This window comes from Chryseobacterium luquanense (assembly GCF_026460945.1).
GTDB classification, from domain to species: Bacteria; Bacteroidota; Bacteroidia; order Flavobacteriales; family Weeksellaceae; genus Chryseobacterium; species Chryseobacterium luquanense.
Genome location: NZ_JAOVZV010000001.1, coordinates 332521 through 349060, shown reverse-complemented (window position 1 = coordinate 349060; position 16540 = coordinate 332521). Strand labels below are relative to the sequence as shown.

Genomic DNA, 16540 nt, shown 5'->3' with positions numbered 1-16540 from the left:
GTTTTAACTAAATTTTACAGTATAAGACTTTTAATATTATCTTTATATTATTAGTTTTGTCTTATAACAATTCAGAAATCCTTTTCCTGGAATTAAATATGAAAATCACTAAAATAAAATTAGTCTGTATATTAGGTTTGTTCGCATCATTCAGTACTTCGTGTGCGGTGAGAGAAAATACATCGAAAGCTAAACCTGTAAAAACAACGAAAACGTCAAAGAATATTGCCAAAGATCCAGATTCTAAAAATGTTCCGCCAATTTCAGCGATTCCTCTTGGCGAAGATTTTAAAGTAAATCTTCCTGCAATCAACCGTGAATTCCGTGGAGTTTGGATTGCGAGTGTTGCCAATATCAATTGGCCTTCGAGAAATAATCTTTCTGTAGAACAACAGAAAACGGAAGCAATTAATATGTTAAATATGCTTCAGGAAAATAATTTTAATGCGGTTATTTTCCAGGTACGTCCTTCTGCTGATGCTTTGTATACGAGTGAATTGGAACCTTGGTCATATTTTTTAACAGGAAAAACAGGTGAACCACCTTATCCGAATTATGACCCATTGCAATTTTGGATTGAAGAATCTCACAAGAGAGGCTTGGAGCTTCATGTTTGGTTAAATCCTTACAGAGCGCATCATTCAAATGGTGGAGCGGTTACCAATCAGTCGATGGCAAGTAAACTGTCGGATATTACGATTAAATTAAAAAACGGGATGTATTGGTTTGATCCTGCAGATCCGCGAACTCAAGGACATGTTTCGAATGTTGTGAAAGATATTGTGAAACGATATGATATTGATGCAGTTCATTTTGATGACTATTTTTATCCTTATGCAACATACAATCGAGGTGCAGATTTTCCAGACCATAAAAGTTGGGCGGCATATCAAAGCTCGGGCGGAACATTATCAAGAGCCGATTGGAGAAGAGATAATGTGAATAAATTTGTTGAAAGAATTTATAAGGAAATTCATGCTGAAAAGAACCATGTTAAATTCGGAATCAGTCCGTTTGGAATCTGGAAACCTGGTTATCCTGAAGGAGTCGTTGGCTCTTCGCAATATGACGAATTATTTGCTGATGCTAAATTATGGTTAAATAAAGGTTGGGTAGATTATTTTTCCCCTCAGTTATATTGGCCGATTGAATCGAAAGGGCAACCTTTTGCCTCATTATTAAACTGGTGGAAATCTGAAAATACAATGAATCGTCATCTTTGGCCAGGTTTAAATACTGTTGAAATAAAAACTTCCGACAGACCAACTGAAATTAAAAATCAGGTTGAATTATCAAGACAGATTTTGACGAATGATGCCGGAGAAGTTCATTGGAGTATTGCTGGGTTAACAAAAAATTCAAATATGCTTCCCACTTTGAAAAACGGACCTTATAAAGAAAAAGCTTTAACACCGAAAAGTCCTTGGATTAAAACGATTCCTTTAGAAAAACCAAGTTTATTTACCAATGATAACGGAAGTTTTTTACAAACAAGTTGGAGTTCGAAGAAAATCGGAAATGTATTTCAATGGGTACTTTTTACACAATATGATGGAATTTGGAACACAGAAATTCTAACTTTGGAAACGCTTTCAAAAGAAATTCCTAAGTTTAAAGACGGAAAAACGTTAAATGCAGTTGCGATCAAAGCAATAGATCGTTTAGGAAATGAAAGTGATTATATGGCGAAAAAAATTAAATAAAAGAATATTCAAGAACAAAAAAAGACGCAAATTTTGCGTCTTTTTATTTATGTGAAATTGAGAATTACCCAATCTCAATACCGTTCTCAACATTGCTGTCGTCCGGCGTCACAAAAGATAATTTTCCGTCGGCTTTTGTCGTCAACAACAACATTCCCTGAGATTCTATTCCTCTGATTTTTCTCGGAGCGAGATTTAATAAAATCATCACCTGTTTTCCGATTACTTCTTCTGCGGTAAAGCTTTCTGCAATCCCTGAAACTACAGTTCTCACATCAACACCTGTGTCAACAGTCAGTTTTAATAATTTATCTGCTTTTTCTACTTTTTCAGCTTCAATAATCGTTGCTGTTCTCAAGTCGATTTTTGTAAAATCATCAAACTGTATTTCGTCTTTCATGGGGTTGGCGTTAGGGTTTGTTTTTTTGTTGCTTTGTTTTGTGTTTTCTAATTTCTGGATTTGAAAATCAATCACATCATCTTCAATTTTTGAGAAAAGAAGAGACGATTCGTTGATCTGATGTCCAGTTTTAATTAAGATTTTTTCATTTTTAATGTCGCTCCAATTTAATTGTGAAACATTAAACATCTTCTGTAATTTTTCTGCACTAAAAGGTAAAAACGGTTCACAAATTTGTGCTAAACCAACTGCAATTTGTGCAGCGATGAAAAGTGAATTTGCCGCCTTCTCAGGATTGTCTTTAATGGTTTTCCAAGGTTCTTCAATTTGTAAATATTGATTTCCGAATCTTGCCAAATTCATCATTGAAGTCAAAGCATTTCTGAATTCGTAGTTTTCTAAAAAGGTTTCAACTTCTGTTGCTGCCTTTGTAATTTCGTTGAGTTCATCAGCATTTTCATTTCCTGCAGGAATAATTCCATTATAATATTTATGAATTAAAACCGCAACTCTGTTGATAAAGTTTCCGAAAATTCCCACTAACTCAGAATTGTTTTTTGTCTGGAAATCCTTCCACGTAAAGTTGTTATCCTTTGTTTCAGGAGCCGAAGAAAGCAATGCGTAACGCAAAACATCCTGCTGTCCCGGGAATTCTTCCACATATTCGTGTGCCCAAACTGCCCAGTTTCTTGAAGTTGAAATTTTATCGTTTTCAAGATTTAAAAATTCGAAAGCAGGAACATTTTTCGGCATAATGAAATCTCCGTGAGCCTTCATCATCGCAGGGAAAATAATACAGTGAAACACAATATTATCTTTTCCGATAAAATGTACCAAATCAGACTCTTCGCTTTGCCAATAATCTTTCCAGTCTTTTCCGTTTTTCGCTGCCCATTCTTTGGTGAAAGAAATATATCCAATTGGTGCATCAAACCAAACATACAACACTTTTCCTTCTGCATTTGGAAGAGGTACAGGAACACCCCAGTTCAGATCCCTGGTCATCGCACGAGGTTTTAAACCGTCTGTTAACCAAGATTTTACCTGTCCGTAAACATTGGGTTTCCAGTCATCTTTGTGACCTTCAATAATCCATTCGTTTAAGAAATCCTCATATTCATTTAAGGGTAAATACCAGTTTTTAGTCTCTTTTTTAATAGGAACGTTTCCACTCAACATTGATTTTGGATTGATCAATTCCGAAGGAGAAAGGGTAGAACCACATCTTTCGCACTGATCTCCGTAAGCGTTTTCGTTGCCGCAGTTCGGACAAGTTCCAACAATATAACGGTCAGCTAAGAATTCATTTGCCTGTTCGTCAAAATACTGCTCAGACATTTCTTCTGTGAACTTTTCTTTTTCGTAAAGCACTTTAAAGAAATCCTGACTTGTTTCTCGGTGATTAGCCGATGTCGTTCTTGAATATTCATCAAATGAAATCCCTAAATCTGAAAAAGATTTTTTAATAATTTCGTGATATTTGTCGACGATATCCTGTGGTGTAACTCCTTCTTTTTTAGCTCTTATAGTGATAGGAATTCCGTGCTCATCTGATCCACAGATAAAAGCGACATCTTTTCCCGATCTTCTCTGAAATCTTGCGTAAACATCTGCAGGAATATAAACTCCCGCCAAATGCCCAATATGAACCGGTCCGTTTGCATATGGCAAAGCCGCCGTAATCATCTTTCTGTTTGACATTTATAGTATAGTTTTAAGTCTGCAAAGATAAAGATAATATGCCAAAATTCCCGAATTAGCTTAGTATAATGTATGTAATATATTTTTGATAAGCTTTATTGATAACTAGACTTTTTGTATTTCTTTATTAAACGAAGTGCATAATTTTTTTTTAGAAAAAGACTTTATTTAGCCTTACGATAGCTATCAAGCGCAAAGCAAAAAAAATTAAATAAACTATAGTTTAGTACATCGCAAAAAACTTAAAATGTCTTTTTAACCGCAAAAGAATCAAAAGAAATGATTGAAAAAGAGAAATTCAAAAGTTTTCAAAATGTAAAATTTTCATTTATAATTTGTTTTGCTAGCTTTTGAATAACTTATTTACTCATAAAATCTCTTGATTCTTTTGCGGTGAAAAAATATCATTTAATAAAAAACTATCGAGCAAATTCGATTTAAAAAGAATCTTTATTTGAAATTATGTCAATTGTTGATGCTAATTTTTTATTTTTAAACTTTATAAAATTCAATAAGATGAAAATTACAATTGGCGCAGTTTTACTTACCATGATGTTTGCGGGTGCAAATGCGCAGTCGTTGAAATCTCCGGATGGAAAATTTGAAATGAATTTCCAGCTAAAAAATGGAGTTCCTTTTTACAATTTAAAATATAATGGGGCTGTTGTTGTTGAAGATTCCAGATTAGGATTAAGGCTTTTTAAAGATACTTCGGTGACATTTGCTTCAGAAATTGCAAAAACTGAAGATGCGAAATTTGATTTGAATAATGATTTCATAAAAACTTCTGAGAAAAGAGATTCAAAAAACGAAACCTGGCAACCGGTTTTAGGAGAAAAGAAAAATTATATCAATCATTACAATGAATTGGCGGTTACGCTAAATCAAAATTCGACCGACCGAAGTATTATCGTTAAATTTCGATTGTTTAATGATGGTCTTGGCTTCAGATATGAATTTCCGCAGCAGAAAAATTTGAATTATTTTGTCATCAGAGAAGAAGATACAGAATTTGATTTTCCTACAGACATGAAAGCCTGGTGGATGGTTGCCGATTACGATTCTCAGGAATACAAATATCAGGAAACCAATATCTCTGAAATTCCACAAAAATGGGATAAAGCTTTTGATTCTAATGCGTCACAGAAATTAATTAGAAATGCAGTTCAGTCGCCGTTAATGCTGAAGAAAAACGGAAAAGAACCTTTGTACATCAATATTGCAGAAGCGGCAGTTCTTAATTATGCGGCTTCCCATCTTGAGGTTGATGCTCAGAATTTTAAATTTAAAACTCATCTTACTGCAGACAGACAAGGCGCAAAAGGGTATATTCAGACGCCTTCTGTGACGCCTTGGAGAACGATTATTGTTTCGCCAAAAGCAGAAGAGCTGATGGATTCTAAAATGTTGTTTAACCTGAATGAACCTACAAAATATACCGATACGTCTTATATAAAACCCACAAAATATATGGGAGTTTGGTGGGAAATGATTATTGGAAAATCGCAGTGGGCTTATTCTACAGCAGATAATGTGCATCTTGGAGTAACCGATTTTTCTAAATTAACACCCAACGGAAAACATGGAGCCAATAATACAAAAGTTAAAGAATATATCGATTTTGCTGCAGAAAATGGATTTCAGGGACTTTTAATTGAAGGCTGGAATGTCGGTTGGGAAGACTGGTTCGGTAATTCCAAAGAATTTGTTTTTGATTTTCTGACGCCTTATCCAGATTTTGATATTAAAATGTTAAATGAATATGCTCAATCTAAAGGCTTGAAACTAATCATGCATCATGAAACTTCAGGTTCGGCAACCAATTATGAAAGATGGGCAGATCAGGCTTTTCAAATGATGAATAAATATGGCTATACTTCTGTGAAAACAGGTTATGTGGGCGATATTATTCCGAGAGGAGAGCATCATTATTCGCAGTGGACGATCAATCATTATTATAGAATCGTAGAAAAAGCCAATGACTACAAAATCATGGTCAATTCTCATGAATCGGTTCGTCCGGGAGGAGAAAGTAGAACTTATCCGAATTATATTTCAGCAGAAGCAGCAAGAGGGACAGAATACGAAGCGTTTGCAGGAAACAATCCTGATCATCAAACAATTCTTCCTTTTACAAGATGGATGGGCGGTTCGATGGATTATACACCTGGAATTTTCCAAACCAAATTAGATTATTATTTCCCTGGAGATCAACGTTTTGTGAAAACCACTTTGGCGAAACAGTTGGCGTTGTATGTAACAATGTACATGCCTTTGCAGATGGCTGCAGATCTACCTGAAAACTACAAAAAACACATGGGTGCATTTCAATTCATCAAAGATGTAGCGGCAGATTGGGATGATACGAAAATCCTTTCAGCAGAACCGGGAGATTATGTAATCACGGCAAGAAAAGCGAAAGGAACCGAAAACTGGTTCGTAGGTGGAATTACAGATGAAAACAAAAGGGAATATACCGTAGATTTTTCATTTTTAGATAAAGGAAAAAAGTACGAAGCTACCATTTATGAAGATGGAAAAGATGCAGATTATATCGACAATCCTCAGAGTTATAACATCTACAAAAAACAGATTACAAGCAAATCAAAAATCAATTTTAAAATGGTTCGAAGTGGAGGTTTTGCAGTTTCAATTAACCCTGTGAAATAATATATATATATATGAAAAAAACGACAATAATTTTTACATTAATACTTTATGTATTCGGTTTTACCACATTATCAGCTCAGGCAAAATTTGAAAAAGAAAAAATGTCAATTTCAAAAATGCTTGATGATTTTAATGTAGCAGCAGCAAAAGCAGAATATGAAAAATATTTCAGTTTCTTCGCAGATGAATCTACATTTATCGGAACGGATGCAACTGAAGTTTGGAACAAACAAGAATTTAAAGTTTGGGCAAAACCACATTTCGACAGAAAAAAGACCTGGAATTTTACTTCCTTGAAAAGAAATATCTATTTCAGTAAAGACGGAAAGCTGGCTTGGTTTGATGAATTATTAGATACTCAAATGAAAATCTGCCGTGGCTCAGGAGTTTTAGAAAAAATAAACGGAAGTTGGAAAGTAAAACAATACGTTCTCTCGATGACGATTCCAAATGATGTTGTTGATAAAGTGGTTTCAGAAAAATCTACTTTAGAAGATGTTTTGTTACAGGAATTAAAGTCTTCTAAAAAATAAAATAACATCAAAAATTTAGTAAAATCATCAATAGGAGCGGACTTTAGTCCGCTTTCTCATTTATTAACATAAGAACCATAGCGAAAACTTTAATTAAATCTAAAAGAAATTCAAGTCGAAGAAAATTCCCATTTCACTTACAGTCACTTCTTACCTTACATCAACATTCCCAGATAAATTTTTAACGAATTTTGCTTCGATAAATTTAAACATCATCATTACTTATTAATCATTACTAATTACATATAAATTATGAAAACAGTATATCACAAAGCAGATTCCAGAGGTCACGCAGACCACGGTTGGTTAAATTCTTACCATACTTTCAGTTTTGCAAGCTATCAGAATAGAGAAAGATCAAACTTCGGAGTGTTGAGAGTTTTAAATGACGACACCGTTTCTCAGGGAATGGGTTTTGGAACGCACCCTCACAAAAACATGGAAATCATTTCAATTCCTTTGGAAGGAAACCTGGAGCATAAAGATTCCATGGGAACAACTGCGGTAATCAGAAAAGGTGAAATTCAGGTAATGAGCGCCGGAACAGGTGTGATGCACAGCGAATACAATCAGAATAAAGATGAAGCTGTGAAATTTTTGCAGATCTGGGTTTTCCCAAGAGAAGAAAATGTAGAACCGAGATACGACCAGAAAAGCATTAAAGACGGAGAAAAAATCAATGGTTTCCAGCAGATTTTATCTCCGAACAAAAACGACGACGGCGTTTGGATTCATCAGGATGCCTGGTTTAATTTAGCCAATTTCACCAAAGGGAACGGTAAAAACTACACCATCAATAAAAAAGGAAACGGTGTTTATGCATTTGTTTTAAAAGGCAGCGCAAAAGTAGGCGACAGAATCTTAAACGAAAAAGACGGTTTGGGAATCTGGGACACTCAAAGTTTCAACATTGAAGCGGTAGAAGACACAGAAATTCTTCTGATGGAAGTTCCTATGGATTTACCGGCATATTTAAAATAAAAAGTATTTTTGCACCATCAAAATTTAAAGCTTTTGATAATAAATATTCTAATGTAATTTTCAAAGCAATCAAACCACGAAGTGGTTAAATGTGAATAGCCATGGGTGAAACCCATGGAAAAAAATAACCAAAAATCAACGAACCACGCAGTGGTTCAATAAATATCACACAAACCTTCAATAATATAATTTTAATAAATGAAAATCCTAGCCATCGCAGGAAGCAATTCCGACACATCAATCAACAGACAACTCGTAACCTACACTACCACTTTATTCGAAAGCGCAGAAATCGAAATTGTAGACATGAACGATTTTGAAATGCCAATCTATAAACACCAGAGAGAAGTAGAAAGCGGAGTTCCACAGCAGGCGCTTGATCTTGCTTCAAAAATTGACAGCGCAGATCTGCTTTTGGTTTCACTTTCTGAGCACAACGGAACCTATTCGACAGCCTTCAAAAACGTTTTCGACTGGACATCGAGAATAAAACAGAGAGCAGTATGGAACGAAAAACCAATGTTGCTGATGGCAACGGCTCCGGGTGGAAGAGGTGGTTTAGGCGTTTTGGAGGCTGCTGAAAAGCGTTTCCCTTTACACGGCGGAAATATCGTTGATACTTTTACGTTGCCTTTCTTTAACGATAATTTCGACAAAGAATCTCAAAAAATTTCTAATGAAGAAAAAGACAGTGAGTTACGTGAGAAAGTAAGTAAGATTTCTGCAGTTGAAACAATCTTAGAAAAATAGCATTTGAATATTAACTTAAAATTAATATCTTTGCAAAAAGAAAAAGTAATGAAAATTCAGACCACTTTCAAAGAATGTTTCTCCAAAAAAGGGAATGTTGTGGACTCTGAAATTCTGAGATAATATAACGGCCGATAATCTACCAAGATTGTCGGCTTTTTTGTTTTCGAAATTTGAATTAATATAATAAAAATTAATACGTCCCACTTTAGCATAAACGATTCATTTGTTAGATTGTTAAATTGATACACTGTTACATTAAAAATATGAGCAACACTTACAAATCTGCAGGAGTAGACAAAGAAGAAGGTTACAAAACCGTTGATAAGATCAAAAAAGCGGTGGGCGAAACTCACAATTCCAATGTATTGAACCATTTGGGAAGCTTCGGTGCTTTTTACGAAATCGGAGGGTACAAAAACCCGGTTTTGGTTTCAGGAACTGATGGAGTAGGAACGAAATTGAAAGTTGCTTTAGACTCAAAAAGATATGATTCTATCGGTGTAGACTGTTTCGCAATGTGTGCTAATGACATTCTTTGTCACGGTGCAAAACCATTATTCTTCCTTGATTATTTAGCTTGCGGAAAACTGGATTCTGAAATCGCTGCAGAAATCGTTTTGGGAATGGTAAAAGCTTGTAAAGACAACAACTGCGCATTGATTGGTGGTGAAACTGCCGAAATGCCTGGGATGTATCAGCCGGGAGATTACGATGTAGCAGGATTTTGCGTTGGTATCGTAGAGAAAGACCAGATTATTGACGGATCAAAGATCAAAACTGGAGATAAGATCATTGCTTTACCAAGTTCAGGATTTCACTCAAACGGATTCTCACTGGTAAGAAAGATTTTCCCGAATTTCGAAGAAGAATTTGAAGGAAAACCTTTGTACGAAACACTTTTGGTTCCTACAAGATTATATTATAAAGACATTCACAAGGTGATTGAGGAGGTAGAAGTTTCAGGAATTGCCCACATCACAGGAGGCGGTTTGTACGAAAACATTCCAAGAATCATTGGTGACGGATTATGCGCTACAATCGATGCTTCAAAAATTCAGATTCCAACGGTAATGTTAGAACTTGAAAAAAGAGGAAACATCGCCCGCGAAGAAATGTTCGGAACCTTCAACATGGGTGTCGGAATGATTGTTGTCGTAGATCCTGATCACGCTGAAAAAGTGCTTCACCTTTTAGATGACGCTTACGAGATCGGAGAAATCACGGAAGGTGCTGAAAAAATCGATTTGAAATTTTAGGAGCTATTTCCCGCTGTCCACTGTATCTTTTTTGGGACGGTCTACACTTCGTTCCGTCCGCCCCAAAAAAGGATGCCGTTTCCATCGGGGCTAGGGAAGAATGTATTTTTAGCAATAATAGTTTTTAATGAAAAATATTGTCATTTTAGTTTCAGGTTCCGGAACCAATCTTCAGAGAATTATCGATACCATCGGCAGCGGAGAAATCCAGAATGCAGAAGTATCTTTAGTTGTTGCAGACAGAGAATGTTACGGACTCGAAAGAGCAAAAAACCACAACATAGAAACCGCACTGATCCCGAGAGGGAAAAATTTCAGCAGCGAATTAGGTGAAATCGTCCCGGAAAATACAGATTTAATCGTATTGGCAGGATTTTTATCCATCCTCAAACCTGAGTTCGTGGAAAACTGGGCAGGAAAAATCATCAACATTCACCCGGCCTTACTTCCAAAATATGGCGGAAAAGGAATGTGGGGGCATCATGTTCATAATGCGGTGATCGAAGCTAAAGAAAAAGAAAGCGGAGCAACCGTTCATTTTGTAACCGTAGGAATTGACGAAGGAGAAGCAATCCTCCAGAAATCATTCGAAGTCACAGAAAACGACACTCCCGAAACGTTAGCAGAAAAAGTTCATAAAATTGAATATGAAATTTTCCCTGTAGCTATAAACAAAGTATTAGGCAACTAGCAGCCACCGAATTTGTCATTCCGTAGGAATCTAAGCATAATTGAGATGCTTTCAGCATGACAAACATAATGTAAACAGTTAGTACTAGAGATGTCATGCTGAGCCTGTCGAAGCATTTCAAGATAAAAAAAGACACACTTAGATCAACAAAAATTATTTCAAAATAATCTAAGTAAAAGTAAGACCGGAGGTGAAAGAACCGGTCTACAGTTTGAAATAACTGTAAAAAGTAAAGTTGAAAAGTCCCAACGGGACGGCTTACCAAAAGATAGGGTAAAATCCTGTGATTTGGTGGGTGAAAAAGTAAAATGAAGGAAAAACCGCAATTGAAACTGCGGTTTCGACTTCGAAAAAAATGAAAAATCTATGAGCAAGAGAGTTTTGATCAGTGTTTCTGACAAAAGCGGATTAACTGAATTCGCACAGTTTTTAGAATCTCAAAATTATGAATTGATCTCTACCGGAGGTACATTCAAACATTTGAAAGACGCTGGTTTAAATCCGATTCAAATCGATGAGGTAACCGATTTTCCTGAAATGTTAGACGGAAGAGTGAAAACTTTACACCCGAAAGTTCACGGTGGATTATTGGCTGTCCGTTCAAACGAAGAACACATGAAAACCGTTCAGGAGCACAATATCGGTTTGATCGACATGGTGATTGTGAATTTGTATCCGTTTTTTGAAAATGTAAACAAAGACATTTCATTACACGAAAAAGTAGAATTTATCGACATCGGAGGTCCTTCAATGCTCCGTTCTGCTGCAAAAAATTTCGATTCTGTAACTGTTATTACTGACGTTGAAGATTACGAAAAAGTAAAATCCGAAATGGAGCAAAACGGTGACACTGTTATCGAAACCCGTAAAAGATTAGCCGGAAAAGTATTCAACCTTACTTCAGCTTACGATGCGGCGATCTCAAGAATGCTTTTAGAAGAAGATTACCCGACTTATTTAAGCGCTTCATATAAGAAAGTTTCAGACTTAAGATACGGAGAAAATCCACACCAGACTGCAGCATACTATGTTTCAACTTTTGAAAACGGTGCGATGAAAGATTTCGAACAGCTGGGAGGTAAAGAATTGTCATTCAACAACCTTCGTGATATGGATCTTTGCTGGAAAGTGGTGACAGAATTTAAAGAAGAAATGGCATGTTGTGCCGTAAAACATTCTACACCTTGTGGAGTGGCGATCGGAACTACAGCTTTGGAAACTTATAAAAAGACTTTCGAGTGTGATCCGGTTTCAATCTTTGGTGGAATCGTAGCTGCCAACTTTAAAATTGATGCTGCAACAGCTGAAGAATTAAACAAAACTTTCCTCGAAATCGTAATGGCTCCTAATTTCGATGAAGATGCTCTGGAAATTTTAAGAAAAAAGAAAAATTTAAGAATAATAAAAATCGTCAACCCGGTTTCAGATAAGCAGACCTGGGTAAAAGTGGATGGTGGAATCTTGGTTCAGGATAACGACAGTATTTTCTCAGATGACATTAAAGTAGTTACTGAAACTCAACCAACGGAAGAGCAGAAAAAAGCTTTATTATTCTCTCAGAGAGTGGTAAAATACGTAAAATCAAATGCAATCGTTGTTTCAAACGGAATTCAGGCTTTCGGAATCGGAGGCGGACAGGTGAACAGAATCTGGGCAACTCAACAAGCTATTGAAAGAGCAAAAGAGAAATTCACAGGAGAATTAGTTTTAGCTTCTGATGCATTTTTCCCTTTCCGTGATGTGGTAGATTTTTGCGCTCAGGAAGGCATTACGGCGATTATTCAGCCTGGTGGAAGCGTGAAAGATCAGGAAAGTATTGATGCTGCCAACGAGCACAAAATTCCAATGATGTTCACAGGTGTAAGACATTTCTTTCATTAAAATTGAATTAAAATAGTAATTTGAGATTGTATTTATAGCATTCAAAATTATATATTTGTAAATTAGACTAGATAATAAATAAAGTATGAGAATATTAATCATAGGTGAAGGTGGAAGAGAATCTGCATTAGCAGCAAAACTTCAGAAAGACTCTAGAGTGAGTCATATGTTTTTCGCTAACGGAAACGCAACTACCGATGCAATAGGAAAAAATGTTCATTTATCAGAGATTAAGGAACTTAGAGATTTTGCAATTAAGGAGAAAATAGATCTTACGATTGTAGGTCCTGAAGCTCCACTTGTTGCAGGTTTAAAAGACGAATTTAAGAAACACGATCTTAAAGTTTTCGGTCCGAATCAAAAAGTGGCAAGTCTTGAAGGAAGTAAAGCTTTCTCTAAGAAATTTATGCAGACTTATGATATCAAAACTGCAAAAGCTGTAGTATTTGATTCTTATCCTGAAGCCAAAGAATACGTTCAAAATCAGCAATACCCTCTAGTTGTAAAAGCAAGCGGACTTGCAGGTGGAAAAGGAGTTGTAATTTGCGAAACTTTGGAAGAAGCAGAAGCTACGATTCACGATTTCATGATCAGAAGAATCTATGGTGATGCAGGAATTCGTTTGGTTATTGAGGAGTATCTAGAAGGTTTTGAAGCATCAATTATTGCATTCTCAAATGGTGAAAAAATATTCCCATGTATTGCAGCTAAAGATTACAAAAAAGTAGGAAACGGCGATACAGGTCCAAATACAGGAGGAATGGGTTCTGTAGCTCCAAGTCCGGAATTCACGGAAGTACATTATGTTGATTTTGAAAATAATATCTTAAATCCAACTGTAAAAGGTCTTAAAGCTGAAGGTTTCACTTTCAAAGGAATGATTTTCTTCGGATTGATGATTACTAAAAACGGAACTTACTTATTAGAATACAACATGAGATTCGGTGATCCTGAAACTCAGGTTTTGATGGCATTGATGGAAAACAATCTTTTGGATGTAATCAACGACTGTATGAACGGTAAAGAAATCGAGCTTAAATTTAAAGATGAAAAAGCAGTTTGTCTTGTAATGTGTTCTGGCGGTTACCCGAGAAATATGGAGGTAGGTTTTGAAATCACTGGTGAAGAAAAAGTGAGACACAGTCAGCTTTTATACGCTGGAGCAATCAGAAAAGCAGATAAAGTGGTTTCCAATGGCGGTAGAGTTTTAAATATTGTGGCAACAGGAGCTACTTATGAAGACGCTCGCAAGAAAGTTTACGAAGACGCAAGTCATGTACATTTCGATTACGGCTTCTACAGAGAAGACATCGGAAAGTTTTAATATAATGCCCTGATTTTTCGGGGCTTTTTTTATTAGAAGCTATTTCCCGCTTTCCGCTGTATCTTTTTTATTATTGCGAAGAAATTAAGTCAAAATGTTGAAATTCTCAGCAACCGCAATAATAAAAAAGGATGTCGCTGCAATCGGGGCTATGGTTTCAGATATTTTCGCAAAATCAGTTATCAATCATCATTTATCAATTATAAAATGAACAACGGTATTATCATATTAGATTTCGGATCACAATACAACCAGCTTATCGGAAGAAGAATCCGTGAAATGGGGGTGTACTCCGAAATTTTACCATTCAATACACCTTTAGAAACAATTTTAGAAAAACAGCCAAAAGGAATTATCCTTTCTGGTGGGCCGAGTTCTGTAAACGCAGAAAATGCACATTTAGTTGAAAAAGAATTGTACGAACAGGGAATTCCGGTTTTGGGAATCTGCTACGGAATGCAGCTAACCGCACACCTTTTAGGCGGAAAAGTACACAAAGGTGTAAAAGGCGAGTATGGAAAAGCACATTTAGAAATCGTTAAAGAATCTTCTTTATTAAAAGGAGTAACCGACAATTCTATCGTTTGGATGAGTCACTTCGACGAGGTAGGACAATTGCCTGCAGGTTTTGAATTAAACGCAAAATCAGGGGTAATCGCTTCTATTTCAAATGAAGACAAAAAAATCTACTGCGTACAGTTCCACCCGGAAGTTTCTCACACTGAAGAAGGTGGAAAAATGCTTGAAAATTTTGTGTTCGCCATCTGTAATTCAGAAAAAAACTGGAAACTGACCAACTACATCGACAAAACAGTTGAAGAAATCAAAGAAAGAGTAGGAGATAATAAGGTAATTCTTGGTCTTTCAGGAGGAGTAGATTCTTCTGTTGCTGCAGTTTTGATTCACAAGGCAATCGGAGATCAGCTTCATTGTATCTTTGTAGACACCGGACTTCTCAGAAAAGATGAAGACGTAAAAGTGATGAAAAATTACGGTGAAAGTTTTAATATGAACATCAAATTGGTGGATGCTAAAGAAAGATTCCTTTCAAAATTAGCAGGCGTTGATGATCCTGAAGCCAAAAGAAAAATCATCGGAAACGAATTTATTCATGTTTTTGACGAAGAATCTCATAAAATTGAAGGTGCTAAATTCTTAGCTCAAGGAACCATTTATCCTGATGTAATCGAAAGTCAGTCGGTAAACGGACCTTCAGCAGTAATCAAATCTCACCACAACGTGGGCGGGCTTCCCGAAGAAATGGAATTTGAATTACTTGAGCCATTAAGAGAACTCTTCAAAGACGAAGTAAGAAAAGTAGGTGAAGAATTAGGAATTCCTCATCATTTGGTACACAGACATCCTTTCCCTGGTCCAGGTTTGGGAATCAGAATTTTAGGAGCTGTAGATGCTGAAAAAGTGAAAATCCTTCAAGAGGCTGATGATATTTTTATCGAAGAATTATACAAAAATGATTTGTATGACAAAGTTTCTCAGGCTTTTGTAGTATTACTTCCTGTAAAATCTGTCGGAGTAATGGGTGATGAAAGAACTTACGAATACACTGCGGTTGTTCGTTCTGCAAATACCATCGACTTTATGACGGCAACGTGGAGCAGACTTCCTTACGAATTTTTAGATACTGTTTCCAGCAGAATCATCAACGAAGTAAGAGGAATCAACAGAGTAGCTTACGATATTTCTAGCAAACCACCTGCAACGATTGAGTGGGAATAATTTTGCCTTGAATTTTAAATATAAATCCTGCCTTTTGGCGGGATTTTTTGTATATTTCTAAGATGTATTTATCACGATTATATGAAAAATAAAATTGTTGAACTATTAGTTTTTCTTGCATTTATTAAAACTTATTCTCAGAAAAGATTTGTTTACGAATACAAATTCGTTCCTGATGTTTCAAAAAAAGATTCCGTACTTACAGATTATATGAATTTAGATTCCGATATGAAAAATTCGATTTTTTACAGTTCGTTTAAAAATGCTTCTGATTCTTTAAGACAAGAAATGGCAAGTAATAAATCTATAAAAACAAATTTACCATATTACAATCCTAATCTGATTTATACCATCACAAAAAACTATTCTAAAAATTCTGTTGCCTATCACATCAAAGATAGTGGAGTGAAGTTTAAATTAACCGAAACAAAACCAATTAATTGGAAGATTTTAAAAGAAACGAAAACCATCAATAATTTAAAATGCCAAAAAGCAACAACAGATTTATATGGTAGAAAATGGATTGCATGGTTTAGTCCTGAAATTACCATACAAGATGGTCCGTATAAATTTAATAACCTTCCCGGTTTGATCGTGAAAATTGAAGACACAGAGAAAAATCATTCTTTTGAACTTACCGAAATTAAAAATATCAAAAATTTAAAATTAAGTAATGATTATAAAGATGAGAAAGAAATCACTCACAAACAGCTTAATCAATTATTTGACGACCGTGCTAAAAATATAAATTCAAATATTGGCGAAATGTTGGTTCAAGATAATTCAATTGGTTTTATCATGAAAGATGGAAATGTAATTCAACTTGATAAAAACACAAAAAATATTGAAAAAGAGCTTGAAAATGCTATGAAAAGAACAAATAATCCGATAGAGTTAAAGATAAAATAAA

Annotated in this window: 12 protein-coding genes; 11 read left to right on the top strand and 1 reads right to left on the bottom strand. The window is 35.5% G+C overall.

The annotated features are described in order from the left end of the window. Positions 1–98: 98 nt before the first annotated feature. Entirely contained in the window at positions 99–1703 is a 1605-nt protein-coding gene (locus OEA66_RS01670; RefSeq protein ID WP_267279718.1) for a glycoside hydrolase family 10-like protein, read from the top strand. Positions 1704–1767: 64 nt separating this feature from the next. Here OEA66_RS01670 and metG read toward each other — a convergent pair whose 3' ends face one another. Further along, positions 1768–3804 carry a methionine--tRNA ligase gene (gene metG, locus OEA66_RS01665; RefSeq protein WP_267279717.1) on the bottom strand — a complete coding sequence of 679 codons (2037 nt, stop codon included), beginning with the start codon at positions 3802–3804 and terminating at the stop codon, positions 1768–1770. A gap of 516 nt (positions 3805–4320) precedes the next feature. Between metG and OEA66_RS01660 the strand changes: the two genes are divergently transcribed. From OEA66_RS01660 to OEA66_RS01615, 10 genes are all read left to right on the top strand, one after another. Then, positions 4321–6474, top strand: a complete 2154-nt coding sequence (locus tag OEA66_RS01660; RefSeq protein ID WP_267279716.1) for a glycoside hydrolase family 97 protein — start codon at positions 4321–4323, stop codon at positions 6472–6474. A gap of 11 nt (positions 6475–6485) precedes the next feature. Then, positions 6486–7007, top strand: coding sequence for a nuclear transport factor 2 family protein (locus tag OEA66_RS01655; protein WP_267279715.1), 522 nt, complete (start codon positions 6486–6488; stop codon positions 7005–7007). A gap of 252 nt (positions 7008–7259) precedes the next feature. Then, positions 7260–7988 (top strand): pirin family protein, encoded by a 729-nt coding sequence (locus OEA66_RS01650; protein ID WP_267279714.1) that lies wholly within the window; start codon positions 7260–7262, stop codon positions 7986–7988. Between the two features lie 198 nt (positions 7989–8186). Next, entirely contained in the window at positions 8187–8738 is a 552-nt protein-coding gene (locus tag OEA66_RS01645) for an NADPH-dependent FMN reductase (protein WP_267279713.1), read from the top strand. A 266-nt stretch (positions 8739–9004) separates the two neighbouring features. Beyond that, the gene (purM, locus tag OEA66_RS01640) at positions 9005–9997 is read left to right on the top strand and encodes a phosphoribosylformylglycinamidine cyclo-ligase (protein ID WP_263001556.1); all 993 of its coding nucleotides are present in this window, start codon (positions 9005–9007) and stop codon (positions 9995–9997) included. Positions 9998–10124: 127 nt separating this feature from the next. Next, entirely contained in the window at positions 10125–10688 is a 564-nt protein-coding gene (gene purN / locus OEA66_RS01635; protein ID WP_267279712.1) for a phosphoribosylglycinamide formyltransferase, read from the top strand. 366 nt (positions 10689–11054) lie between these two features. Beyond that, positions 11055–12569 (top strand): bifunctional phosphoribosylaminoimidazolecarboxamide formyltransferase/IMP cyclohydrolase, encoded by a 1515-nt coding sequence (gene purH, locus OEA66_RS01630; RefSeq protein WP_267279711.1) that lies wholly within the window; start codon positions 11055–11057, stop codon positions 12567–12569. Positions 12570–12654: 85 nt separating this feature from the next. After that, complete coding sequence (gene purD / locus OEA66_RS01625; protein WP_267279710.1) at positions 12655–13893, top strand: phosphoribosylamine--glycine ligase; 1239 nt, start codon at positions 12655–12657, stop codon at positions 13891–13893. A gap of 207 nt (positions 13894–14100) precedes the next feature. Further along, positions 14101–15630 carry a glutamine-hydrolyzing GMP synthase gene (gene guaA, locus OEA66_RS01620; RefSeq protein WP_267279709.1) on the top strand — a complete coding sequence of 510 codons (1530 nt, stop codon included), beginning with the start codon at positions 14101–14103 and terminating at the stop codon, positions 15628–15630. An 81-nt stretch (positions 15631–15711) separates the two neighbouring features. Further along, on the top strand, positions 15712–16539 hold the full coding sequence (locus OEA66_RS01615) for a GLPGLI family protein (protein ID WP_267279708.1): 828 nt from the start codon (positions 15712–15714) through the stop codon (positions 16537–16539). Position 16540 lies beyond the last annotated feature (1 nt).